Source organism: Corynebacterium sp. NML140438 (genome assembly GCF_001875725.1).
Taxonomy (GTDB): Bacteria; Actinomycetota; Actinomycetes; order Mycobacteriales; family Mycobacteriaceae; genus Corynebacterium.
Window position 1 is genome coordinate 224,142 of sequence record NZ_MLCQ01000017.1, and the last position, 22,147, is coordinate 246,288.

Consider the following 22,147-nt stretch of genomic DNA (forward strand, 5'->3'; position numbering starts at 1 on the left):
CGAAAGCGAATTGGGCAAAGTAGCGTATTCCTTATGGAGATTTTCATTCGCCGCACGGCTGACGAAATCGGTGATTTCGCTGCAGACACGATCGAACCATTCGTCAAGCAAGGTGCAACACTTGGGCTTGCGACAGGTTCGACGCCGAGCCCGACGTATCAGGCTTTGATCCGCAAGCACCGCGAAGAAGGCTTAAGCTTCGCCAACTGTGATGCTTTCCTACTCGACGAGTACTACGGGATCGATCAGCAGCACGAGCAGTCCTACTGGTCCACGATCCGCCGCGAGCTGACCGCCTCAATCGACATCGACGACGCGGCAGTCCACTCGCTGAGCAGCACTGCCACAAACCCCGCGCAGGAAGCTGCGGCGTATGAGACGATGATCAAAGACGCCGGTGGCGTCGACATTCAGCTGCTCGGAATCGGCGCAAACGGACACATTGCGTTTAACGAGCCAACCAGTTCGCTAAGCTCTCGTACACGACTCATTGATCTTCGCCCGCGCACTATTGCCGACAACGCTCGCTTTTTCGATTCGGAAAACGAGGTACCGCGCCAAGCCATGACGCAGGGCATCGGAACCATTCTGGAGGCGAAGAAAATTATCATTATCGCAACGGGCGCCGCGAAGGCCGACGCCGTACAAGCGATGATTGAAGGTCCACTAAGCTCTTTCTGCCCCGCATCGTCGCTGCAAATGCACAACGACGTGTGCGTGCTACTGGACGAGGACGCCGCAGCTGGCCTGGGCGATGTCGAGTTTTACAAAGAGATCGACGCTTACTGGCGCTAAGCGCACCTTGTCGGCCAGCAGGTGCGGCTTAGTACACTTGCTGGATGAACTCCCCATACTGGCGAGCCAGAACTCGTGGTAGGCGGACATCGATTCTGGTGCCGACGGTTTCGTATTTTTCAGAACGAATCGTCCCGTGCTCGTGCACGAGAGAGACAACGTCACCTCGCGTATATGGGATCAGCATGACCACGTGCTCATCGAGCGTATTCAAGAACATCTCGATTTTGCCCTCAAGCTCGGCTATGCCCTCGCCGGTCAGTGCTGAGACAAACACTGCTTCCCTACCCGTCGCATCAAACACGTGGCGAAGCTCCGCCAAGACCACCGGGTCAGCAGCATCAATTTTGTTGACGACGACAATCTCCGGCGGCAATTCCGTTGCCTGATCGCGCGTGATCTCCGCCAAAACCTCGCTGACAGCAGCGATCTGTTTCAGTGGGAACTCGTCTGCCCCGTCGACAACGTGCAGCAGTAAGTCCGCGTTACTGACTTCTTCCAGCGTTGACTTGAACGCTTCCACTAGCTGCGTCGGCAAGTGGCGCACAAACCCGACCGTGTCCGTCAGCACGACGTTGCGACCGTCGGCCAGTGTCGCGCGCCGCGTAGAAGGGTCCAGCGTTGCAAACAGCGCGTCCTCAACCAGGACGCCAGCGTCCGTCATCGCGTTAATGAGCGAGGACTTCCCCGCGTTCGTGTAACCGGCGATGGCGATCTTAGGTGTCGTCGAACTCTGTCGCTTTGCGCGCTTGATCTGCCGGACGGTCTCCATGTCTGCCAATTGATGACGCAGCTTCGCCATTTCAGAACGCAGCCTGCGGCGATCCGCCTCAATCCTGGTTTCACCAGGACCACGAAGCCCCACGCCGCCGTTGGATCCAGCTCGACCACCAGCCTGACGTGACAGGTTGCCTCCCCATCCACGAGTTCGCGTATAAAGGTATTCCATCTGGGCGAAGCTGACCTGCGCCTTGCCTTCCTTACTCTTCGCGTGCTGCGCAAAAATATCCAAGATGAGCATCGTGCGGTCGATCACCTTCGAGTTCAACGCTTCCTCCAAGGCCACCATCTGACCTGGGGAAAGCTCACCATCAAACACGACGGTGTCGGCATCGCTGGCGTCGACAATCGCGCGTAGCTCCTTGACTTTGCCAGAGCCGATGTATGTTCCTGGGTCCGGCTTATCCCGTTTTTGGTAGAGCATGTCGACGACGTCGGCGCCAGCAGTTTCTGCCAACGCTGCAAGTTCCCGCATGTTTGCTTCCATTTCAGCGGTTGAACCCTCAGTCCATGCCCCGACGAGGATCACACGCTCGAGGCGCAGCTTTCGATATTCGACCTCGTAGATATCTTCACGGTCTTCGTTGCGTAACTCGGTTGTCGTGTTCACTCGGCGAAACGCGTTACGCTCCTCGAGCTCCAACGCTCCCTGCGTTGGCGTCGTTGAATCGGTAGGCGCTGTGTCGACATCGCGTGTCGAAGCGTTATGACGAAACGCTTCGTTCAGCAGCGCCTCATGCGAATCGTGCGTGGTTGATTTCGAATTCATGCAAGCTTTCAAAAACTATGGTTCTACGTAGTGCTCTCTTTGTTCAACGGTAGCCCACCAATTTTTCTTCCACCACATTTCTTCACCTCAAGAGGCATTCGACTAGGCTTCACTCTTATGAACCAACAACCTCTGACTGAAAACAATGACCTGACCGCAATCGGTCTGAATTTCCCGAAGTGGCAGGACGCTGTCGAAGCCGCAATTGCATCCGGCCGCCTGGGCGTCATCGGTGAGGTACGCGGGGGGCAGATGGTTCAATACCAGGACCGTTCTGGCGCACAGCTCAATATCTTGGCCGTCGAGCCCTTCGCAACGTTTGCTGGCTTCGAAGGAATCACACGCACTAATGCGCATATCACCCCAGCCACCGACGTTGTAGCGCTTGCAGAGGTCGTGGATCCACACGGCAATCCAATCGCGTCCTTGACGTTGAATCTCGCGCAGGAACCTCTGATTGTTGACGAGCCGACGATTCAGTGGCAGGAGCTCAGCGTGACCGCACTCACCCTTGACTCCCGAGTGTACGAGTCCACCTCCGCTTATCTTGACGAGCATCCTGGCTCCACGGTGGGAACAATTACATCAGAGGGTGCCGAGGCCATCGAAGCCGGTGCGGCTACGTCTCCGGATGCAAGAGCAAAGTTTTCCGCGCGTGTGCTGGAAGCCGAGTACCGAACGTCGGAACTCACCGGTGACCGCTTTATCCATGTCTCCGTTGACGGTGCGTTCCCGTTCGATGTTTGCCTGCCTGATGGCGAACTTCCTCAGCGAGATCAGGTGATCGCTGGCACGGCGGTCATGGTGGGCACCATTCCGGTGCCAACTGGTGGTGGTTGCGGCGGCTGCGGTGGCTCCTGCGGTTGCGGTGGCGGCTGCTAGACACAAGGCACTGTATATGGATTCAGCACGTCGAGACCTTTCGATAGCACTGTGGGGAGCGCTTATTTTCGCTGTCATGGTGCTACTCGTGCTACTCCTCAAGCTCCCCGGTGCGATCATTGCCGGTCTCCTCGGTGTCACGGCTTTGCTAACTCGCAGACGGTTCATTCCTAGTCCGGAAGTTGAGTCGCTCCGATCATCGCTGATGATCGCGTGTGACGATATTCGCGACATCGTTGAAGCGTTCGACAATTTGCAGCATGGTAGTTCGACTCAAGCGTTAGCGGACCGCACACTGCACTTTCCTGCGCTGGCGAACACTGATCTCTCCGTGCCTGAGGTCAGTGACTTCCACCTCAAATACGGCGCAGCGCAGCGCTTTCTCGCTCGCGTCGACGCCTACCTGCAGTCCCCGGATCTCGAGCGGGTCCAACTTGAGAAACTGATCCGCATTGCCGATGAGCGTGCCCTCGAACTAGAGGACGCCTGGGTAGCGGCCCGTAACGCCGCTCGGGAAATCGGCCCTTCGTAATCAGCCACCGAGCTGCGCAAGCACCTCATCAACATCGATGTTCGCTGCATCAACCCAGGTAATACGTTTGTCGCGCCTAAACCAGGACTTCTGGCGTCGCACGTAGCGCCTCGTGCGCAGTTTCGTGTCCTCGCAGGCTTCGTCGATGGTGAGGCGGCCGTCGATAACATCCAGGCCCTGGGAGTATCCGATTGCCCGACCAGCTGTCGAGTCTTTCACGAGCCCCTGATCCACGAGTCGTCGGACCTCATCAATCAGCCCTTGCTCAAACATCGTGTTTGTGCGCAATTCAATGCGTGGGTTCAACCATTCCGGGGTTGTTGCTAGCCCAATCATGTGTGTGCCCCAGCGAGTGGGCGCATTTTTAGGTGGCTGTGATGCCTGAAAAGGCTTGCCCGTCAGCTCGATCACCTCAAGTGCACGTACGGTGCGCCGAGGGTCGCGGTCTTCAATTATCGACGCCGCCACAGGGTCAATTTCTGCGAGCTGCGCATGTAGGCGGTCTATCCCGATTTCATTCAGGAGTGACTCGTAGCGGCTGCGAACTTCTGGATCGGTGGGCGGGAACTCCCAGGCGTCGACAAGTGATTGCATGTACAGCATGGAGCCACCGACGAGGATCGGCAGCTTTCCGCGGCTGGAGATCTCTTCAACTGTCTCCACCGCACGCTGTTGGTACTCAGCGACGCTAGCTGTCTTGGTTACTTCCCAAATATCAAGCAGGTGATGCGGAATGCCCTCTCGTTCGTCAAGCCGCAGCTTAGCGGTGCCGATATCCATGCCTCGATAAAGCTGCATCGAATCTACGTTGACGACTTCTCCATCGAGCTCATGCGCAAGCGTGAGGCTCAAGGACGACTTCCCTGACGCTGTGGGGCCAACAATGGCGACCGGCCGGTGTTGAAGTTCATTGGTCACAGCGATACCTCCCAGTATGCAACATACCTACCTACACCCAAGCTATCGTCTGTGTCCAAGAGCCTCGCGCTCTCAGGCTGTAACGTTTGGAGCTCACACCATAGCCGCGGTTCGATCACGCCAGCTTCAAGCATCTCTGCCTCACCGATTGGTTGGTGTTCTTTTCCTGCCAACAGCAGTTGCAGTTGCTCGTGCACTCGGTGCGCGTTTGGAAGCAGTGACAACGGCGCACGAGGAGTCAAACCAGCTGGACCGTCGACGACTACAACCGTCAACGCAGAAGGGGACATGGGCATCAGCGAGTCTCGGCTAGCTTGCACGTTTTTGCCCGGCAGACAGTAGCGTGCAATGAGTTCGCCCAAGACGTGACCATCTCCAACGCAAACGTCGGGTGCTCCCCAAGCGCCAAAAGACCCAGGTTGCGCTGTTGCCCATTTCCTGTCGTGGCTGCAGACAATCTCCATAGTGTTCGGAAGGTTGCTACTTATTTCCCTCACGGTTTGCAGCAGGCGCTGGGACGGTTCGTCGCTTGGCGCAAGTTCTCGCACAAGAGCCGGCGAACCGGGTACGACGAGCAAGCTGGCACTGGCTTTATTCACCCCGCCAACCATAGTGAGGTTTTCTCGAAGTTGAAACCTTGGCTCATGGCGCATGATTGCGGACGACGCGCTAAAGTTATGGGGACGAGATGCCGTCGATTATGTATCTAGGCGCCGTGACGCGCGGCATAGTTTTTGCGAAAGGACTGCTTCATGACTTCCTCGACTCCAAAGCCACAGCCTGCATCTGGACGCCCGAACCCCGCGGCGATGCCAAAGCAAACACCAAAGCCTGGTCCACGTCCGGGTGTAGCGCAGTCTATTGCTTCGCAACGGGTTGTGCCGTTGACACATGCACAGGGATCATCCACGAATACAGACCCATCGAAGTTCGGTCGCGTTGATGCTGAGGGCAACGTCTTTGTTACTCGCGACGGCGTCGAGCGTCAGATCACGTCCTGGCAGGCGGGCACCCCCGAGGAAGGGCTCCGCCACTACGGGCAGCGTTTCGACGACCTCATTGTTGAGACCGAGGTATTGGAAGCACGCCTCACCGCGCACCCGGAAGACGCGCACGCTCTGCAACGCAGCGTGCTCGAACTGAAAGACTCCCTGAACGATGTCGCTGCAATTGGAGACTTCGCGGCACTCGAAGCACGCCTGGCAGAGCTGCTGCGCAAGACTGAGGTCGCTGAGCACGAAGCCAAGGAGCTCAAGGAAGCTCGACGTGCGGACGCCATCGCCAAGAAAGAGACCCTGGCTGCCGAGGCTGAGCAGATTGCGGAATCCTCGACTGACTGGAAAGCTGCTGGCGATCGGATTCGAGCGATCCTTGAGGAGTGGAAGACGATTCGCGGTATTGACCGCAAAACCGACGACGAGCTCTGGAAGCGCTACTCCCGCGCACGCGACGCATTCAACCGGCGCCGCGGTGCTCACTTCGCAGAGCTCGACAGGAACCGGGCGACAGCACGCAAGGTGAAGGAAGATATCGTCACCCGAGCACAGGCGATCCAGGATTCGACGGATTGGAACGAAACCGCCCGTGCCTACCGCTCTCTGATGGATGAGTGGAAGGCAGCCGGACGCGCCCCCCGCGGTATCGACGACGAGCTCTGGACACAGTTTAGGGCAGCCCAGGATCACTTTTTCGCTGCGCGTAACGCTGTCAACGCTGAGCGAGACCGCGAATTTGAAGCGAATGCTGCGGCCAAGGACGCACTCATCGAAGAGTTCGATGCACTTATTACCCCAGAAAAGGGTCTGGGTGCTGCGCGTGCAAAGTTGCGTGAGCTGCAGGAAAAGTGGGACGAAATCGGTTTTGTCCCACGCAACCAAGTACGCACGTATGAGGAGAAGATTGCTCGGCTCGAGCAGCGCGTCGCTGACGCAGAAGAGTCGCGGTGGCGTAAGGCCGACCCTGAGGCTCAAGCGAGGGTCAATCAGTTCCGGGAAAAGGCCAATCACTTCCTGCAGCAGGCCCAGGAGGCTAAAACTGCGGGGCATGCGTCCAAGGCTGCAAAGCTTCGCGAGCAAGCCGAGCAATGGCAAGAATTTGCCGCTGTAGCTGCGAAAGCCGTCGACGGGCAGTAGTGCTGTACCCATTGATTGTAGGGACTGCGGACCCATCACACCCCGCAGTCGCTGCCTACGCATTCTCAGTGACGCTTGCGATCCAAGACATTACTGGGGAGCCAAACTCTGGGGTGAGCGCGGCTCATCTTGCAAAGCGTTTGGAGGACTCAGAGGAGTCATTGGCGTTACTGTTCGCCCTGTGTAGTAAGACGGCGCCACGCTCTTTAGGCGCGTTCGGCTACCCGGTACTTACCGAAGACGACGTGTACGACGTCGAGGGCTGGGTACTGGTCTCGCTACCTTTACTTGAAGACGTTGATGTTCTGGAGGCGAACGTCACCGTCGATGCGTCTATTGCCCCACTTCCCGGGGAAGAGCCGCCCGCGCATGTGTGGCAAAGCGCCCTCGAACTCATCGATGCTCTCTCCGCAATGTTGTCCCGCCCTATCCGGCAGATCTGGGTTACGGAGGCCCCAGGCGCACCAGAACATCCGTTTCTTCGCGCCGCCGACTACTCTCCAGCACACTGCGAGTTCCAAGCAACAATCGATGCGGAGTCCATCCCCGGCCCGGAAGAGGAGACTGCGTGCGAGATCGTCAAAGACATGAACTTTGACCAAGCGGATTTACCGCACTTCTTAGCTACTCTCCGAGAGTCAGCAGCGAAGTACCCCCGTGGCTCTCTGCTGCTCGAGCCTGTTCAGTGGTCTCCTACTCGGTTGCGGGACGCGGCTGCACGGCTCAAGGATCGTGGCGGTTCTCAGATAACAGCAGTCCCGCGGGATGCCTCCGGAACGCCAGTTGGGCTCGCGGAAGTGGCGAAGTTCGACAACGATGCCGATTCGGTTGCGGAAGTCGGGCTGGTCTACGTCCGCGAAGACAATCGCGGAATCGGGCTCGGAGAACACGCGTTGGCCTCTGTGCTCTCGGCAGGGTGCTGCGTTTGGCCAGAAATAAAACAATTCTACGTTTCCTACCCCGTGCCGGAGCCGGGAAAGCACCATCTGCTTGCTCGCTATTCCCCAACTGTTATTAGCCAGGCGACGGCGTGGCAAAAAGGCGCACCCCACCGCGACCGCTAATTGCTTTGGTTATGCCGCTTGACGGCATTTGCTCGTCGGTCGTCGATGAGCAATGGATTGGTTTCCTGCATATGGTGCGTTCGAGTCGCAGTTAATTGTGCATTCGCGATATCGTTGTCGATTTCGCTAGGTTGATTCTTGAGGTGTTCAGGATCCACCGTAGTTTTGCGCACGAACAACGGAATGTAGGCCAACACGACCACGAGGACCGCCGCTACTTCGAGGTAAAACGCAGGGCCATGGGAGAAATGCTCCGCAACGCCAGTACTTGATTTGCGCAGCCATACCGCCAGGAGGGAGCTTACAAGGCCCACAGTTGAAATCATCCAAGCAACTGTCGCCATACCGAACCGGCGTGTAGCAACAACAAGTGATGTGCAGACGCCGACGCCTAGCAACCCTAGCCAAACAAAGACGTATTCCGTGACTTTTGTGTCCGCATTACGCGCGCCTTCACCGATGGTGAGCACCTGCCACGCTGCTACATCACCAACGAACGGTAAGAACAACGCGATGAGCCACACAGCACTGGCAATCCCAAGTATCCAGCGGGCGGGCCCAAGTTCCATTTTCATTGATGTGTCCCTTCCAGTCGTTGCGTACTTCATGCCTCAGGAGTTGAACAGCAGCCGGTACTGCTTACGTGAGTCACTGGGACGACATCTGGGCGGGCAAAGGTCGGAATGCCGAGCCCAACTCCAACTGGCGCGGTCGTCGGTACTTCTCCCGCTGCAGCGTGGTCGCCAGCAATTGTCCGCCTGTGCGAGAGCACACCAGAGTCCGCGATGAGGAAATACGACTTCGCTTCTGTCACTCGTACCGTAACAATGTCACCTGGCCGAATCTGTGAGCGTCCTTGCTCGTTTACTGCAAAGTGCACAAGCCGTCCGTCACGCGCACGCCCAGACATTCTGTGTGTCGTTTCGTGCTTTCGCCCTTCATCCTGCTGCACAAGGAGCTCCTGCTCCGTCCCGATGAGCTTTTCGTTCTCCTCGAGACTGATGCGCTCTTGCAGTGCGAGTAGACGCTCGAAGCGTTCCTGCACCACTGCCTTTGGGATTTGGTTCTCCATCTCAGCAGCCGGAGTTCCAGGGCGCGGCGAGTACTGGAAAGTGTAGGCGGAGGTGAATCGAGCTTTCTCTACGACATCAAGTGTCGCCTGGAAGTCCTCCTCGGTTTCCCCGGGGAATCCGACGATGATGTCCGTAGTGATCGACGCCTCGGGGAGCTTTTCACGCACCTCGTCCAAGATGCTCAAAAACTTCTTAGAGCGGTAAGAGCGCCGCATATCCTTGAGCACCTTGTCGGAACCTGACTGCAGAGGCATGTGCAGCTGCGGGCAGACGTTTGGGGTTTCGGCCATCGCATCAATAACATCGGAGGTGAATTCCGCTGGGTGCGGAGAGGTGAAACGAACCCGCTCAAGGCCGTCGATGTCGCCACACGCGCGAAGCAGTTTCGAAAACGCGGACCGGTCGCGTTCCATCTCCTCGTCCACAAAATGGACCCCGTAGCTGTTCACATTTTGTCCAAGCAGTGTTACTTCAAGCACTCCTTGATCTACGAGCGCCTGTACCTCTGCGAGAATGTCGCCGGGTCGGCGATCGACTTCTTTGCCGCGCAAGCTCGGAACGATGCAAAAAGTACAGGTGTTGTTGCAGCCCACCGATACTGAGACCCATCCGGCGTAGCTACTTTCACGCTTCGCAGGCAAAACGGAAGGAAACACTTCGAGTGCTTCCGCGATTTCTACCTGCGCTTCACCTTGCACTCGAGCTCGTTCTAGGAGCACCGGCAGTGACCCCATGTTGTGCGTCCCAAACACTGCGTCTACCCACGGCGCTTTCTCGATGACGTGGTCTTTGTCTTTCTGCGCGAGACACCCGCCGACAGCGATTTGAAGGTCAGGCTGACTTTCTTTCACTTTCTTCAGGTGCCCAAGCGTCCCGTATAAACGCTTGTCTGCGTTTTCCCGCACAGCGCAGGTGTTGAAAACGATAAGGTCAGGGTCTTGTCCGTCCTCTACTGCTACATACCCCGAGTCTTCCAGCAGACCAGACAACCGTTCCGAATCATGGACGTTCATTTGGCATCCAAAGGTTCGCACTTCATATGTCCTTGGTACAGCCATCTGGTTCACCTTTCTTGGTTGGTTACTCGAGCCTATGCAGGCACGGCTGAACATTCTAGCCATTGCGAACTACCCTGCCCAAACGCTTCAGATCGGGTTCTACGCCCCATCTTCAAGCGAATCTATCCTCGTATCTAGAGCCTTCCTAGCGATCTGCATGCACATGCCTTGTGGAAAACCGCGACGCGCCAGCACACCAACAACCCTGCGCAACGCACGGGTGTACTCCGTGTGCCCCACTGGTGGTGTCTTCACTTCCCGGGCCTTCTTTTCGGCCAGCGCTTCCGCAACCGCAAATTGGTCGTCGTCACTTATTTGCGCGAGTGCGCTGCAACGATCGGCTTCAGAGACGCCTTTTTCCTTGAGCTCACGGTCAAGGAAACTCCTTGACTTCCCCCTGCGGCGAGCACGTTGACGAACCCACTCGTGGGCAAAGCTCCGGTCGTCAATAAGCGCGGATGCCCGCAAGGACGCAACGACCTCATCAACGAGCGGTGCTGGAAACTCCGCTTGAAGCAGACGCTGTCGGAGTTCATGTTCAGACCGCGCCCTCTGGTCGAGCAGCTTCAACGCACGCCGACGAACTGGGGCGAGAGCTTCTTCTCTGTCATAGTCAAAGAGCTCACTATGACCCCCGTTGGATTCCCATTCGGCGAGCGCATGTTGCAGGCATCGAATCTTGTCTGGGTCTGGCGCTACCACGTATTACTTCGCCTTCGCAGCCTCGTCCGCATCATCGAAGTCGATGTTTGGCACCATATCCACAGGTTCATCAGTCAAGGCATCATCCTCGGCAGCAAACTCGCCAACCCCCAAGGCACGGAAAATTTTCTGCTCGATTTCGTCTGCAAGATCAGGGTTTTCCTTCAGAAAGTTTCGCGCCTTTTCCTTCCCCTGCCCCAGCTGGTCGCCTTCGTACGTGAACCAAGACCCGGACTTCTTCACAAAACCGTTTTCAACGCCCATGTCGATGATGGAAGACTCCCGCGAAATGCCTTCGCCGTACATGATGTCGAACTCAGCGATCTTGAACGGCGGCGACACTTTGTTCTTTACGACCTTGAGGCGGGTCCGGTTGCCGATGGAGTCCTGGCCATCCTTGAGTGTTTGGATGCGTCGGACGTCGCAACGCACTGAAGAGTAAAATTTCAGCGCCTTACCACCTGTGGTGGTCTCAGGCGAGCCAAACATGACGCCGATTTTCTCACGCAGCTGGTTAATGAAAATTGCCGTCGTACCAGAGTTGTACAGTGCTCCAGTCATCTTGCGAAGTGCTTGTGACATCAAACGTGCTTGGAGGCCAACGTGGGAGTCTCCCATCTCACCCTCGATCTCAGCCTTCGGAGTAAGCGCCGCGACGGAGTCGATAACAATAATGTCAATAGCACCAGAGCGAACCAGCATGTCCGCGATCTCAAGCGCCTGCTCCCCTGTGTCCGGCTGAGAGACTAAAAGGTTGTCGGTATCTACGCCCAGCTTCCGCGCATAATCAGGGTCAAGGGCGTGCTCGGCATCGATAAAGGCGGCAATGCCGCCGGAGCGCTGCGCGGAAGCGATCGCATGCAGCGCAACTGTTGTCTTGCCCGAAGACTCTGGGCCATAAATTTCGACGACGCGCCCACGAGGCCAACCGCCAATCCCTAGAGCGACGTCGATGGCAGTATTACCGGATGAGATAGATTGAATTGGCGGCCTATTTTCGTCACCAAGCCGCATTACGGCGCCTTTGCCGTAATCCTTCTCGATCATCGCGAGTGCGGCATCCAACGCGTTTTGGCGATCTTTCGCAGCTGATGCGGCCTTCTTCTTTGCAGCCATCTACATGTTCTCCTTAATGCTCATTCTTCTTGGGTCTGGCAACGAACCAGTTACCTGGTCCGCCGCCTCCACACATGTTTAGACTCGCCTTCGAGGGGTACGGTTCCCGATGACTTCTAAAACTGAGACTGACTATAGGGCAGTGTTTGGACACCACCAGAGTGTACACGCATACATGTTCGAATTGAAAGCGACAAACGCTTCTAACAACTAGAAGCCCGGACGGTCCACTCCAAGCCGTCGCCCTTCCGGAACGTCGAAGGCGTCGCATAGCTCCTCCCAGGCCTGGCGTAAATCGCCACCGTTTTCGATCACCTCGGCCGCAGTACATCCTTGACGCGGCAAAAGCTGCGTCTCTATGATCCACGACGCCCGCTCGGCTCCAAATTCGTCTTTCACGAGCTGGTGAAACTCCGTTAATCGCATGGCCTTTAATATACGCGCGAAAAATCACTACGATTCCATAGCGAACTGAACACCGTTCAAGTACTATTCTCGCTATGTTAACAAGCCGTTCTCAATCAAAGGTTGAAGCCCAGGACCTCGCATACATTGCGGTATTCACAGCAGTAATCATCGTCCTTGGGTTTGTCTCTATTCCAGTCGGCGCTGCGGGCGTACCTATCGTAATGCAGAACGCCGCATGCATCCTCGCCGCACTTGTGCTTGGGCCAAAACGCGGTACATACACGGTACTGCTCTTTCTCCTTATCGGCCTAGCACTCCCTGTACTCGCGGGTGGACGCACTGTTGTCTATGCCCTCGGTAGCCCTACAGTTGGCTACCTGTTCGGCTACATCGCAAGCGCCCTTGTCGCAGGTCTCATCGCATACCGCGTATCGAGCAAGAACTCCTTTCTAGCCTACGCCCTCCTTGTCTTGGCTGGATTTGTTGGACTCTTCCTCCAGTATTTCTTTGGCGTGTTCGGCTTGATGGCCCGCGCAAACATGACCTTCGGCGCAGCCTGGGCTGCACAGTTGCCCTTTGTTATCCCGGACGCTGCAAAGATCCTCGTGATTGTGTTCATTGCCTTCGCGGTCCGCGCCGCTCTCCCCTCACTTCGTCGTTCATAGACGGGACAGTTTCCATGCCGCAGATCAGTTTCAACGGCGTGAGCGTCGTTCGAAATGACAACACGCTGCTCCAGCCTTTTTCTTTATCGTTGCAGGAGCAGCGTATTGGCATCATTGGAGCGAACGGCTCGGGAAAGTCAACGCTCGTTCGCCTCATCAATGGACTCGAAGACCCGAGTACTGGCGAAGTATTTTATGACGGTATTCCCTTAGCCACGCGTAGCTCTGAGGTTCGGCGCCGCGTCGGGTTCGTGTTCTCCGATGCGGAAAGCCAAATTGTGATGCCACAAGTCCATGACGATGTCGCGTTCTCTTTGAAGAAGTTCAAGCTCTCGAAGGCCGAGAAAGAACAACGCGTCAACGACGTTTTGAAGCGATTCAAGCTACTGCGCAAGGCAGAACAATCTCCTCACACGCTTTCGGGCGGCGAGAAGCAGCTGCTGGCGTTAGCTGCTGTCCTCGTTACCGAGCCGACAACCATCATTGCCGACGAACCGACAACGCTACTCGACCTACGAAATCGCCGGCGCATTATCGCAGAGCTTAATTCGCTTGAGCAGCAAACGATCGTGGTCACACACGACCTAGATCTTCTCGCCGGCTTCGATCGGGTGATCTGCGTCAACAATGGTGTCATCGCGCACGACAGCACCCCAGAGGACACCATTGCGTTCTACACAAAGTTGATGGAGCAGACTAGTGAAGATTGATTCACTCCCCCTGGGCGTGTATGTACCTGGGGACAGCCTAATTCACCGGGTAAGCCCAAAGATCAAGTTCGTACTACTCTTCCTCTATATCGTTTTGGCAACCAACCGGGGGCGTACGTTTCCAATCGCGCTTACGCTCTTGAGCGTCGTGCTTGTGCTCTACTTCGTCGCGAGAATCCCCGCTGGGATCGTTGCACGCCAACTAGTACCAATCTTCCCCCTACTCGCAATGCTCGGTGCGTTCCTCATTTGGCAAAATGGCTTGCAGCTCGCTGGCATCACACTTGTCACATTGTTCGCCACGATTCTCGGGGCAAATCTTCTCACACTCACAACCACCGTTGAGGCGTTGCTCGTCTCGCTCGAGGAGAGCTTCAAACCGCTCGCACGATTCGGTGTTCCGGCTGAGAAAGTCAGTCTTGCTATCGCCCTGACGCTTCGTCTGATCCCCCTAATTTTGCAAACTGCGCAAGAGGTTCTCGACGCCCGCAAGGCCCGCGGCTTAGGGTTTTCCCCGCTCGCATTCGGCGTGCCTTTGGTCGTGCGTTGCATCCGAAGGGCTGAAAACATCGGCGATGCGCTTGTTGCTCGTGGAGCCCTCGACTAGGTCTCAACTCAGCTCCCCCCTGCGAAGGCTCAGACGCCAAAAAGGAAAACTCCAGGTTCTCCGTAAAGGAACCTGGAGTACACGTATGGAGGATCTAGGCTTCGCCGCGCAGCTCGCGCATACGGCGCGCTACTGCGTCTTCACTCGCCTGTGGTGCACCAGTCTTGCTCTGCTCAATCGACTGCTGTTCCTTGCCGGAGGTCAATTCTCCAGACATCTCAGCGCGAATCTGCTCAAGGCGACTGTGGCCTGCCATCTGGATGCCGGCCTGTTCTACCTCTGCCATGCGGCCCTGAATCGAGTTCTCGGCAAGCTCAGCGGCGCCCAAAGCGTTCGCATAGCGGCGCTCGATCTTGTCACGAACCTGGTCCAGATTCGGAGCGGAACTCGTCATCGAGTTCATGGAGCGCATGGTCTCAGAGACCTTCTCTTGCATCTTGGCCTGCTCAAGCTGCGAAAGCAGCTTTGAGCGTTCGGCAACCTGTTGCTGAAGATGTGCGGCATTACGCTCGACGGCTTGTTTTGCCTGTGCTGCCTGCTGGAGCGCCTGATCGTGCAGCGCCTTTGTGTCTTCAACGCCCTGCTCTGCGGTGACAAGCTGTGCTGCAAACGCCTCAGCAGCGTTCTCATACTCGGTTGCCTTTTGCGTGTCACCGTTTGAACGGGACTTGTCTGCTAATTGGAGTGCCTGGCGGGCGTTCGCTTGAAGTTTTTCAACGTCTTCCAGTCGACGGTTCAGCTGCATTTCGAGCTGACGCTGATTGCCGATAACCGCAGCCGCCTGCTGCGAAAGCGCTTGGTGTTGGCGCTGGGCCTCAGAAATCGCTTGCTCAATCTGGATCTTTGGATCAGCATTCTCCTCAATCTTGTTGTCGAAGAGTGCCATCAGGTAATTCCAGAATTTTGAAAATGGGTTTGCCATAATGTTGCGTTTTACCTTTCGCTGAGCATTGAAATTGGCCGTATTCACGGCCAAACTGGTTCGTATTCTAGCTGTTGCAACGTCGCTACGCTACGGGTGAACTACCTCAGCCGCGGCAAATTCGTCGTTGATCGACTGCAGCGAAAGGTTCGCAACAGCTTCAAGCACAACTTCCGAAACCGTAGTGTCGAGCGCCTCACATATTGATGCGAGCAGCTCGGAGGAGACTTCCTTTCGCCCGCGTTCCAGCTCAGAAAGATACCCGGAAGAGACACGAGCCTGAGCAGCAAGAGATCGCAACGTCACGCCCTTGTCCGCGCGGAACGCACGGAGCGACATTCCAAGGGCTTCACGCAACAGTGGTTCTTTCTGGCGCGTTCGGGGCTCCTGGAATGGAAAACCGACCTCATCCTGTGCATCGAACGAGGACTCAAGCGGCGTATCGATTAGAAGTGTCGTAGTCATCACTAGCTATAACTCCCATCTACATCGTTTTGTTCCCGCAGTGCCCTGAGTAGGGCTCGAAGCGCGGCTTCAACAGCCCATACCCGCACTTCGTTGCGTTCACCGTGCAGCAGGTTTCGGGGTTGGGTCGAGCCTGGGACGGAGCCGCGCACAAGTGGGGCGTCAGTAAGTATGTCTCCAGCGAGTGTCGCTGAACACCCGTTCTTGCAGGCGAGGCCTATCCATACTTCACCAACTGGGTGTCCGTCCTGTTCACTGGGTCCTGCCACCCCGGTAAGCGAAATACCCCAATCAGCGTTGAGCTTACGCCTGGCGGCCTTCGCCATCTCCTGTGCTGTAATCGGTGACACAGGGCCATAGTCGTCGATTACCGCCTGGGGAACGCCCGCCAACGCCACTTTGCAATCGGTTGCGTATGTCACCATCGCACCGCGCAACGTGGCGGAAGCGCCGGGGACCCCTGCAAGCGTGGCACTGGCCAAACCCGCGGTCAAAGATTCGCAGAGTCCGACGGTTTCGCCTCTTGCAGTAAGTTCAGCTATCGCTTCAGCTGCGGTGTCGCCCATTAGCTGTTCACCTTGCGCGCATCGAGCAGGTACTGAACACCGGTTACTACTGTCACGACGACCGCCAACACCATGACGACGTATGAGGGCACATCCATCCAAGACGGCAGCGGGCAAAGATACAGCGCCACGCCGACGGTCTGCAGGACCGTCTTCACCTTGCCGCCCTTAGATGCTGGCACCACCTGGTCATTGCGGAGCATCCACATACGCCACACTGTGATTCCCAGTTCGCGCACCACGATGACAACGGTCATCCACACGGGGAGATTCGACGCCACGTTGAGCACGACGAGCGCGGTGATCATCAGGGCTTTATCCGCGATTGGGTCTGCGATCTTGCCGAAGTCCGTGATCAAGTTGTACGTGCGGGCGATGGTCCCATCTAACTTATCTGTGACCATTAGGGCGACGAACACACCGAACGCTGCACCCCACCGCTGGTCGAGCGCCAGCCACGCGAAGACAGGGATAAAGATAATGCGCAACGACGTTAAGACGTTGGGTACGTTCCAGTTCGATGGTTTTTCAGTCACGCCTTCTACCCTACCTATCCCGAGCTTTCCTTTAGACTGCGTGTTATGAAATATTTTGCTTTTCATTACACATATTCAGATGATACGGAACTCGTGGACACCACCCGGCCCGCGCACCGCGAGTTCATCTCAAAGCAGCTAGAGCTCGGTGGGATCGTCGGCTCTGGCCCGCTTCTCGACGCCGGCAAGGCCCTCATCATCGTCCAACTACCGGATACTGCGGACGTCGCAGAAGCCGTGTCTGTGATGAACCAGGACCCCTACTGGCAAGAAAACGCGCTGCTTAGCCGAGAGGTCCACGAGTGGAACCCGGTTTCCCGGGTCTTCCCCTAGATTCAAATAGGTCTACTTCTTCCCGCGCTGGACGCGAAGGTGGTCCGTTTCGCGGGAGCCGGTAGCCGTATGGTCGCCCTTGCCGGATGTCGCAGGGTCATCGATCCACTCGATGTGGTGGCCCTGGTTGTCGACCTTGCGACGGTTCCCGTGGTCGTCGTAGTCGATGTGCCAGCTTGGCCCATTCGGGTCGCGGCGACCGGCCTTGATATCTGCCCGGTCCTTCACCATGGAGCACAGTACGGTAATGACTAGTACCGCAACGATGAAGCCCAGGGAAGCAACGGTGCCTACCTCTGGGACGTTTACGTTGTCGCCCCCGTTGATAAACGGCAGGTTGTTTTCATGAAGAGCGTGGAGCAACAGCTTGACACCGATGAAGCCGAGGATGATGCCAAGGCCGTAAGGCAGGTACACGACGCGATCAAGCAAGCCGGAGAGCAAGAAGAACATCTGGCGCAGACCCATGAGCGCAAACGCGTTCGCGGTAAACACAATGTATGCCTCAAAGGTGATGCCGTAGATTGCTGGAATCGAGTCGAAGGCGAACATCACGTCAATGAAGCCGATAGAAAGCAGCGCGACGAACAGCGGTGTAGCCGCGGATTTGCCTTCCTTCGTCTTCGACCACAGTTTGTCACCGTGGTAGGAGCTCGTGACCGGAACGACCTTGCGCAGCGCCTTAACAACCGCCATGTCGTTCGGGTCGTCCTCAGGTGCGTCCGTTGCTTCGTCGTACACGAGTTTCACAGCGGTGTAGATCAAGAACGCCGCGAAGAGATAGAAGACATCGCTCCAAGCTTCAATGATCGCCGCGCCAAGCAGAATGAACACCAAGCGACATACCAGCGCGATGACGATGCCCAGGAGCAACACCTTTTGCTGGTATCGCCTCGGAATCTTAAACGCGCCCATAATCAGCGCGAACACAAACAAATTGTCCACAGATAGCGCCAGCTCAGTGATGTAGCCGGTGAAGAACTGGACGCCGTGTTCGCCGTCCCACTCCCACCAAATCACTCCGCCGCAGATCGCGGCCATCGTCATGTAGAACAGCGTCCAAAAACCCGATTCTTTGATGGTTGGCTCATGGGCTTGGCGGACGTGGGTGAGAAAGTCAAAGGCAAAAAAGCCCAGAATGATTGCTGCTGTCAGCAGCCAAATCCATAAGGGAACACTCAACGTGGTTACCTCCGGTCGTTGCATAGGACAAAGAAAGACCGGAGGTCTCCCCCACCGCGAGGTCGCTACAGCGCGGCTGCCTCAACCGGGATACGCATGTTCCGTGTTGACGATTCGAGGCACTTGCGGGGTACTCCCCTCCAATGCGAATGCCAGGCTACACCATCAGGAGGACCTCTACCAGTTACACGGCACCGCCGGTTGGGTTATAAGTTGCGTTCACGGTTTTCACGTCCCCCTCGTCGGAAGGGGTGTCGTCGTCAAGCTGTGCGTCGGCGTCTTTCGGGGCTTCGGCGGGGTCGGCCCCCTTGAGCATCCAGAGGATCGTTTCAAGTTCCTCCGGTTTCACAAGCACTTCTCTGGCCTTTGATCCTTCCGACGGTCCGACGATGCCACGCGACTCCATCAGGTCCATGAGACGACCAGCCTTAGCAAACCCGATGCGCAGCTTACGCTGCAGCATCGACGTCGAACCAAGCTGTGCCGTGACAACGAGTTCGACAGCCTCGAGCAAGTCGTCAAGGTCCTTGCCGATGTCGTCGTCGATGACCTTTTTCTCGGATTCTTTTTCTTCCGTGACGCCTTCGACGTACTGGGGTTCGTCCTGGCTCTTGGCTGCGTCGACAACAGCTTGGATCTCGGCGTCGGAGACGAACGCTCCCTGCATTCGCTGCGGCTTGCCCGCTCCCTGTGGGATGAAGAGCCCGTCGCCCATGCCGATGAGCTTCTCCGCGCCACCTTGATCGAGGATGACCCGCGAGTCGGTAAGCGAGGACGTCGCAAACGCGAGCCTGGACGGCACGTTCGTCTTGATCAGGCCCGTGACGACGTCCACAGAAGGCCGCTGCGTCGCCAGGACAAGATGGATGCCGGCAGCGCGGGCCTTCTGCGTGATGCGCACGATCGAGTCTTCGATTTCTTTCGGCGCGGTCATCATCAGGTCCGCGAGCTCATCAACCACGCAGACGATAAACGGATACGGGCGCATCTCACGCTGCGAGCCCGCGGGGGCGGTGATCTCACCACTCTTGACCTTCTTGTTGAAGTCCTTGATGTGGCGCACGCGAGCGGTTTTCATGTCCATGTACCGCTGCTCCATCTCCTCCACGAGCCACTGCAGCGCCGCCGACGCCTTCTTCGGCTGTGTAATGATCGGCGTGATGAGGTGCGGGATGCCCTCGTACGGAGTGAGCTCGACCATCTTCGGGTCGATGAGGATGAGGCGGACCTCCTCAGGCGTTGCGCGCGTCAACAAGGAGACAAGCATCGAGTTCACGAACGCCGACTTACCGGAACCCGTCGAACCTGCAACCAAAAGGTGTGGCATCTTCTGCACTGACGAGGCAATGAAGTCGCCCTCGATGTCCTTGCCAAGTCCGATGAGCATCGGATCGTCGTCCGCAGCTACATTCGGTGCCTCGAGCACGTCGCGCAGGCGAACCATTTCTCTATCCTGGTTCGGCACCTCGATGCCCACGGCGGACTTGCCGGGAATGGGCGTCAACAAGCGAACATTGTCTGTAGCGACCGCATAGGCAAGGTTGGACTGCAAGTTCGTAATCTTGGACACCTTGACGCCAGGCCCAAGCTCGACTTCGTAGCGGGTCACGGTCGGACCACGAGAGAAACCTGTCACCATGGCGTTGACGTTGAATTCCTCAAAGACCTCCGTGATCGCTTCGATCATGCGGTCGTTCGCTTCGGTACGTGTCTTGGGCGCTTGCCCAGCGAGCAGTAAGTCCGTGGTTGGAACAACGTAGGTGGAGTTCCGGTCTATCCGCTTAGCGTGCCCTTCCCGCGGAGCCTGACGCGAAGCAACGCTCGGATCCTTCCCCGAGCGTGCCACTACTGCTTGACGAACGGCCTCACGCGACTGATCAACTGCATCCCGCTCAGGTTGGCTCTCCTCGTGCGTCGGCCGTGGCAGAATCTTTGTTTCCTCACCCTGCGGGGATGTACGTTTCGACGCCTGCTTCGGCTCTGGGCGCTCAATCACCGTAGTGGCGGAATCGTCATCCTGCGTGGTGAAATCGGAGCCGAAGTCAAAGACCTCTGTCTCTGGCTCCGTCTCGGACGATGCAAAGGTGGATTTTGCCTCTGCCGGGTAATTGGCCAGCGGTGTGGAGGCTTTCCGGAGTTTGTCAGAAAATGAAGAGAACCCAGAGGCCTTTGGCTTCTTGGCTCGAGGTTGAGGCGTTACGCCAGCACGCGATGCTCGCGCGCCCGGTTCGATTCGCGGGCGCCTCGATGCCGCACTGCGCCGCCCATCCGCAATCGCGTCGATGTCTCTACCAGCATCACTGTAAGGGTCTGCGTCGTCGTCAGGTTCGGGACGGTGAAAAACGGAACCGAGCCACGCAGTAAAGAAGTCATACGCTTCGCGCACGGTGATACCGGTGGTTCGAAGCGCACCGTACACGATGACAAGCCCCAACAGCGGTACTGCAACATAGGAGGAAAACCCCGCTGCCAGCAGGCCACCCGTGAAAGTGCCTACCATTCCCCCAGCAATTTTTCGTGATTCCCAATCGGACGGGTTGCCCGCGAAGACATGAATCATGCCCAACATTGCTACGCCGATTATTAACAGGCCCGATGCCACTCTGGCACGCACATCAGGTTCTGCTTTCACGTTCAGCATCAGCGCGATTGCAACGCAGACGAGAATGACTGGCAGCAGAAGCGCCCCGGCACCAATTGCCCAGTGTACCCCTTGCGCAATGACGTTTCCTACCGGACCGGCAATGTCCATCCATACCGAGGCGCCCAGGATGGCAGCCAATCCAATCAAGACCAGACCGTAGGCATCAACATTGCCAGCGGAAAACGCTAGCGCACGACGGGACTTCGGGTGACGCTCTTCGCGTTGTGGGGCCCCGTCGGAGGGGCCGTCGTCAAAGAACTCGAAATTATCGTCTTCGTCCTCGTAATCGCTTGATGCAGGCACGCTGTCCAATCTCTCCTTACGGCGTGGTCGAAGTTTAGTAAGCAACGAACCAGCACTGCGAAAAGCACTGCCGATCGAACTTCCGACGACCCGTGTCGCGGAGCCTACCCGTTCATCGGCGGTCTCTGCCGCGACCATTGACGAAGTTGGCGGATGCGTAATCGATGCAGGGGCACCGTATCGGCTCGTCGTTGAACGTGCACGGTCCCGCGGGCCTGTCGACGCTCGCGTACTTCGTGGCGCTGGTTTTCTGGCAGACATGTGCTACACACTAGTACCTCACGCACCATTATTACCATCCGCCACTCTGAAACCAGAGAGACTGTCGCGGGTCGCAAAATCAAGCGCTACAACTTGATATCCATCCCTGAAAGCGCCTCGACCGCACCGGTGACTTTTACCTTCACTGCCCTACGACCAGCTGCCCACAGCAAGAGTTCACCTGGCTCGCCGTACACACGCACGACGTTATCGCCCTGCTCCGAGACACCAACGCGTTCGCCAATAACGACCGGAGGGAGATCAGGTGGGGTCAGAATCACAGGCACCGAAACCTTCTTCAACGTGGCTGAACCGAACCGCTTCGCAAGCCTCAACAGTTCCCGGTTGATAACTTTGCTGAACTGTCGAGGCTCTATCACACCGTCACCGCGCCGAACGTCTTCATGATGGATGAAGTGCTCCGCGGTATTGAGCGTTTGATCGCTCGGCATAAACAGAGTCGGCGGGCCGACAGCCCACATGCGAACAAGATCTTCATACGACCACGAAGCTAGGCGCGCCTCCTCCGCCTCTAAGAATCGTTTCGCTCGGCGCACAAATATCCCGATGGCAGCCAGTGGCTTTCGTTCACGGATAAAGAGGTGCGTCGCCAAGTCACGGGTGGTCCAGCCTTCACACAATGTTGGCGCATCAGGACCTACTTCTAGAAGCAGCTCAGCTAATCGATTTCGTTCAGTCTGCGCAAATGACATGGGCCCCAGCA

General features: G+C 57.0%; 23 protein-coding genes. 9 read left to right on the top strand and 14 right to left on the bottom strand.

Annotated features, from left to right (window positions below):
- Window positions 1-33: 33 nt before the first annotated feature.
- The gene (nagB, locus tag BJP08_RS04100; RefSeq protein ID WP_071568387.1) at window positions 34-795 is read left to right on the top strand and encodes a glucosamine-6-phosphate deaminase; all 762 of its coding nucleotides are present in this window, start codon (window positions 34-36) and stop codon (window positions 793-795) included.
- Between the two features lie 28 nt (window positions 796-823).
- On the opposite strand, the gene hflX is transcribed toward nagB, so the two are convergent.
- Entirely contained in the window at window positions 824-2,344 is a 1,521-nt protein-coding gene (gene hflX / locus BJP08_RS04105; protein WP_071568388.1) for a GTPase HflX, read from the bottom strand.
- Window positions 2,345-2,461: 117 nt separating this feature from the next.
- Between hflX and BJP08_RS04110 the strand changes: the two genes are divergently transcribed.
- Both BJP08_RS04110 and BJP08_RS04115 read left to right on the top strand, forming a co-directional pair.
- Window positions 2,462-3,226, top strand: a complete 765-nt coding sequence (locus tag BJP08_RS04110; protein WP_071568389.1) for a hypothetical protein — start codon at window positions 2,462-2,464, stop codon at window positions 3,224-3,226.
- Window positions 3,227-3,242: 16 nt separating this feature from the next.
- Complete coding sequence (locus tag BJP08_RS04115; protein ID WP_071568390.1) at window positions 3,243-3,758, top strand: hypothetical protein; 516 nt, start codon at window positions 3,243-3,245, stop codon at window positions 3,756-3,758.
- Here the strand turns inward: BJP08_RS04115 and miaA are convergent, their stop codons facing one another.
- A complete protein-coding gene (gene miaA / locus BJP08_RS04120) occupies window positions 3,759-4,676 on the bottom strand; it encodes a tRNA (adenosine(37)-N6)-dimethylallyltransferase MiaA (RefSeq protein WP_071568391.1) in 918 nt (305 codons plus the stop codon).
- A 752-nt stretch (window positions 4,677-5,428) separates the two neighbouring features.
- Between miaA and BJP08_RS04130 the strand changes: the two genes are divergently transcribed.
- Window positions 5,429-6,808: a DUF349 domain-containing protein gene (locus BJP08_RS04130; protein ID WP_071568393.1), complete on the top strand. Its 1,380-nt coding sequence runs from the start codon at window positions 5,429-5,431 to the stop codon at window positions 6,806-6,808.
- Between the two features lie 68 nt (window positions 6,809-6,876).
- A complete protein-coding gene (locus tag BJP08_RS04135) occupies window positions 6,877-7,872 on the top strand; it encodes a GNAT family N-acetyltransferase (RefSeq protein WP_143110006.1) in 996 nt (331 codons plus the stop codon).
- Here the strand turns inward: BJP08_RS04135 and BJP08_RS04140 are convergent.
- The 5 genes from BJP08_RS04140 to BJP08_RS04160 form a co-directional block, all read right to left on the bottom strand.
- A complete protein-coding gene (locus BJP08_RS04140; RefSeq protein WP_143110007.1) occupies window positions 7,869-8,447 on the bottom strand; it encodes a hypothetical protein in 579 nt (192 codons plus the stop codon). The two genes, BJP08_RS04135 and BJP08_RS04140, sit on opposite strands and share 4 nt — an antisense overlap.
- A gap of 29 nt (window positions 8,448-8,476) precedes the next feature.
- Window positions 8,477-10,003, bottom strand: coding sequence for a tRNA (N6-isopentenyl adenosine(37)-C2)-methylthiotransferase MiaB (gene miaB, locus BJP08_RS04145; protein WP_218160225.1), 1,527 nt, complete (start codon window positions 10,001-10,003; stop codon window positions 8,477-8,479).
- A gap of 99 nt (window positions 10,004-10,102) precedes the next feature.
- The gene (gene recX / locus BJP08_RS04150; protein ID WP_071568396.1) at window positions 10,103-10,705 is read right to left on the bottom strand and encodes a recombination regulator RecX; all 603 of its coding nucleotides are present in this window, start codon (window positions 10,703-10,705) and stop codon (window positions 10,103-10,105) included.
- Between the two features lie 3 nt (window positions 10,706-10,708).
- Entirely contained in the window at window positions 10,709-11,821 is a 1,113-nt protein-coding gene (gene recA / locus BJP08_RS04155) for a recombinase RecA (RefSeq protein ID WP_071568397.1), read from the bottom strand.
- Window positions 11,822-12,031: 210 nt separating this feature from the next.
- A complete protein-coding gene (locus BJP08_RS04160; RefSeq protein WP_071568398.1) occupies window positions 12,032-12,247 on the bottom strand; it encodes a DUF3046 domain-containing protein in 216 nt (71 codons plus the stop codon).
- Between the two features lie 74 nt (window positions 12,248-12,321).
- Here BJP08_RS04160 and BJP08_RS04165 point away from each other — a divergent pair, with 74 nt between their 5' ends.
- Genes BJP08_RS04165 through BJP08_RS04175 form a run of 3 tightly spaced genes read left to right on the top strand, consistent with a single transcriptional unit; the run spans window position 12,322 to window position 14,211 of the window.
- The gene (locus BJP08_RS04165) at window positions 12,322-12,894 is read left to right on the top strand and encodes a biotin transporter BioY (RefSeq protein ID WP_071568399.1); all 573 of its coding nucleotides are present in this window, start codon (window positions 12,322-12,324) and stop codon (window positions 12,892-12,894) included.
- A 14-nt stretch (window positions 12,895-12,908) separates the two neighbouring features.
- Complete coding sequence (locus BJP08_RS04170) at window positions 12,909-13,604, top strand: energy-coupling factor ABC transporter ATP-binding protein (RefSeq protein WP_071568400.1); 696 nt, start codon at window positions 12,909-12,911, stop codon at window positions 13,602-13,604.
- Window positions 13,605-13,620: 16 nt separating this feature from the next.
- Window positions 13,621-14,211, top strand: coding sequence for an energy-coupling factor transporter transmembrane protein EcfT (locus BJP08_RS04175; RefSeq protein WP_369816396.1), 591 nt, complete (start codon window positions 13,621-13,623; stop codon window positions 14,209-14,211).
- A gap of 94 nt (window positions 14,212-14,305) precedes the next feature.
- Here BJP08_RS04175 and BJP08_RS04180 read toward each other — a convergent pair whose 3' ends face one another.
- The 4 genes from BJP08_RS04180 to pgsA all read right to left on the bottom strand — a co-directional run bounded on the left by BJP08_RS04180 (window position 14,306) and on the right by pgsA (window position 16,700).
- Window positions 14,306-15,133, bottom strand: coding sequence for a PspA/IM30 family protein (locus tag BJP08_RS04180; RefSeq protein ID WP_071568401.1), 828 nt, complete (start codon window positions 15,131-15,133; stop codon window positions 14,306-14,308).
- A 90-nt stretch (window positions 15,134-15,223) separates the two neighbouring features.
- Window positions 15,224-15,601, bottom strand: a complete 378-nt coding sequence (locus BJP08_RS04185) for a helix-turn-helix domain-containing protein (RefSeq protein WP_071568402.1) — start codon at window positions 15,599-15,601, stop codon at window positions 15,224-15,226.
- On the bottom strand, window positions 15,601-16,164 hold the full coding sequence (locus BJP08_RS04190; protein ID WP_071568403.1) for a CinA family protein: 564 nt from the start codon (window positions 16,162-16,164) through the stop codon (window positions 15,601-15,603). Before BJP08_RS04190 ends, BJP08_RS04185 begins: the two co-directional genes overlap by 1 nt.
- Window positions 16,164-16,700: a CDP-diacylglycerol--glycerol-3-phosphate 3-phosphatidyltransferase gene (pgsA, locus tag BJP08_RS04195; protein WP_255364753.1), complete on the bottom strand. Its 537-nt coding sequence runs from the start codon at window positions 16,698-16,700 to the stop codon at window positions 16,164-16,166. The genes BJP08_RS04190 and pgsA overlap by 1 nt, the downstream gene beginning before the upstream one ends.
- 45 nt (window positions 16,701-16,745) lie before the next feature.
- On the opposite strand from pgsA, the gene BJP08_RS04200 reads away from it, so the two are divergent.
- Window positions 16,746-17,033 (top strand): YciI family protein, encoded by a 288-nt coding sequence (locus BJP08_RS04200; RefSeq protein WP_071568404.1) that lies wholly within the window; start codon window positions 16,746-16,748, stop codon window positions 17,031-17,033.
- Between the two features lie 12 nt (window positions 17,034-17,045).
- Here the strand turns inward: BJP08_RS04200 and BJP08_RS04205 are convergent, their stop codons facing one another.
- From BJP08_RS04205 to BJP08_RS04215, 3 genes are all read right to left on the bottom strand, one after another.
- Window positions 17,046-18,215 carry a TerC family protein gene (locus BJP08_RS04205; RefSeq protein WP_071568405.1) on the bottom strand — a complete coding sequence of 390 codons (1,170 nt, stop codon included), beginning with the start codon at window positions 18,213-18,215 and terminating at the stop codon, window positions 17,046-17,048.
- A gap of 184 nt (window positions 18,216-18,399) precedes the next feature.
- Window positions 18,400-21,423, bottom strand: coding sequence for a DNA translocase FtsK (locus tag BJP08_RS04210; RefSeq protein ID WP_083428401.1), 3,024 nt, complete (start codon window positions 21,421-21,423; stop codon window positions 18,400-18,402).
- 86 nt (window positions 21,424-21,509) lie between these two features.
- Window positions 21,510-22,136, bottom strand: coding sequence for a TIGR03085 family metal-binding protein (locus BJP08_RS04215; RefSeq protein ID WP_083428417.1), 627 nt, complete (start codon window positions 22,134-22,136; stop codon window positions 21,510-21,512).
- Between the last annotated feature and the right edge of the window lie 11 nt (window positions 22,137-22,147).

Excerpts from the sequence above, each read along its gene's own strand:
- nagB (WP_071568387.1), top strand. The coding sequence starts at position 34 with ATGGAGATTTTCATTCGCCGCACGGCTGACGAAATCGGTGATTTCGCT.
- hflX (WP_071568388.1), bottom strand. The coding sequence starts at position 2,344 with ATGAATTCGAAATCAACCACGCACGATTCGCATGAGGCGCTGCTGAAC.
- BJP08_RS04110 (WP_071568389.1), top strand. The coding sequence starts at position 2,462 with ATGAACCAACAACCTCTGACTGAAAACAATGACCTGACCGCAATCGGT.
- BJP08_RS04115 (WP_071568390.1), top strand. The coding sequence starts at position 3,243 with ATGGATTCAGCACGTCGAGACCTTTCGATAGCACTGTGGGGAGCGCTT.
- BJP08_RS04130 (WP_071568393.1), top strand. The coding sequence starts at position 5,429 with ATGACTTCCTCGACTCCAAAGCCACAGCCTGCATCTGGACGCCCGAAC.
- BJP08_RS04140 (WP_143110007.1), bottom strand. The coding sequence starts at position 8,447 with ATGAAAATGGAACTTGGGCCCGCCCGCTGGATACTTGGGATTGCCAGT.
- miaB (WP_218160225.1), bottom strand. The coding sequence starts at position 10,003 with ATGGCTGTACCAAGGACATATGAAGTGCGAACCTTTGGATGCCAAATG.
- recA (WP_071568397.1), bottom strand. The coding sequence starts at position 11,821 with ATGGCTGCAAAGAAGAAGGCCGCATCAGCTGCGAAAGATCGCCAAAAC.
- BJP08_RS04160 (WP_071568398.1), bottom strand. The coding sequence starts at position 12,247 with ATGCGATTAACGGAGTTTCACCAGCTCGTGAAAGACGAATTTGGAGCC.
- BJP08_RS04165 (WP_071568399.1), top strand. The coding sequence starts at position 12,322 with ATGTTAACAAGCCGTTCTCAATCAAAGGTTGAAGCCCAGGACCTCGCA.
- BJP08_RS04170 (WP_071568400.1), top strand. The coding sequence starts at position 12,909 with ATGCCGCAGATCAGTTTCAACGGCGTGAGCGTCGTTCGAAATGACAAC.
- BJP08_RS04180 (WP_071568401.1), bottom strand. The coding sequence starts at position 15,133 with ATGGCAAACCCATTTTCAAAATTCTGGAATTACCTGATGGCACTCTTC.
- BJP08_RS04190 (WP_071568403.1), bottom strand. The coding sequence starts at position 16,164 with ATGGGCGACACCGCAGCTGAAGCGATAGCTGAACTTACTGCAAGAGGC.
- BJP08_RS04200 (WP_071568404.1), top strand. The coding sequence starts at position 16,746 with ATGAAATATTTTGCTTTTCATTACACATATTCAGATGATACGGAACTC.
- BJP08_RS04210 (WP_083428401.1), bottom strand. The coding sequence starts at position 21,423 with ATGTCTGCCAGAAAACCAGCGCCACGAAGTACGCGAGCGTCGACAGGC.
- BJP08_RS04215 (WP_083428417.1), bottom strand. The coding sequence starts at position 22,136 with ATGTCATTTGCGCAGACTGAACGAAATCGATTAGCTGAGCTGCTTCTA.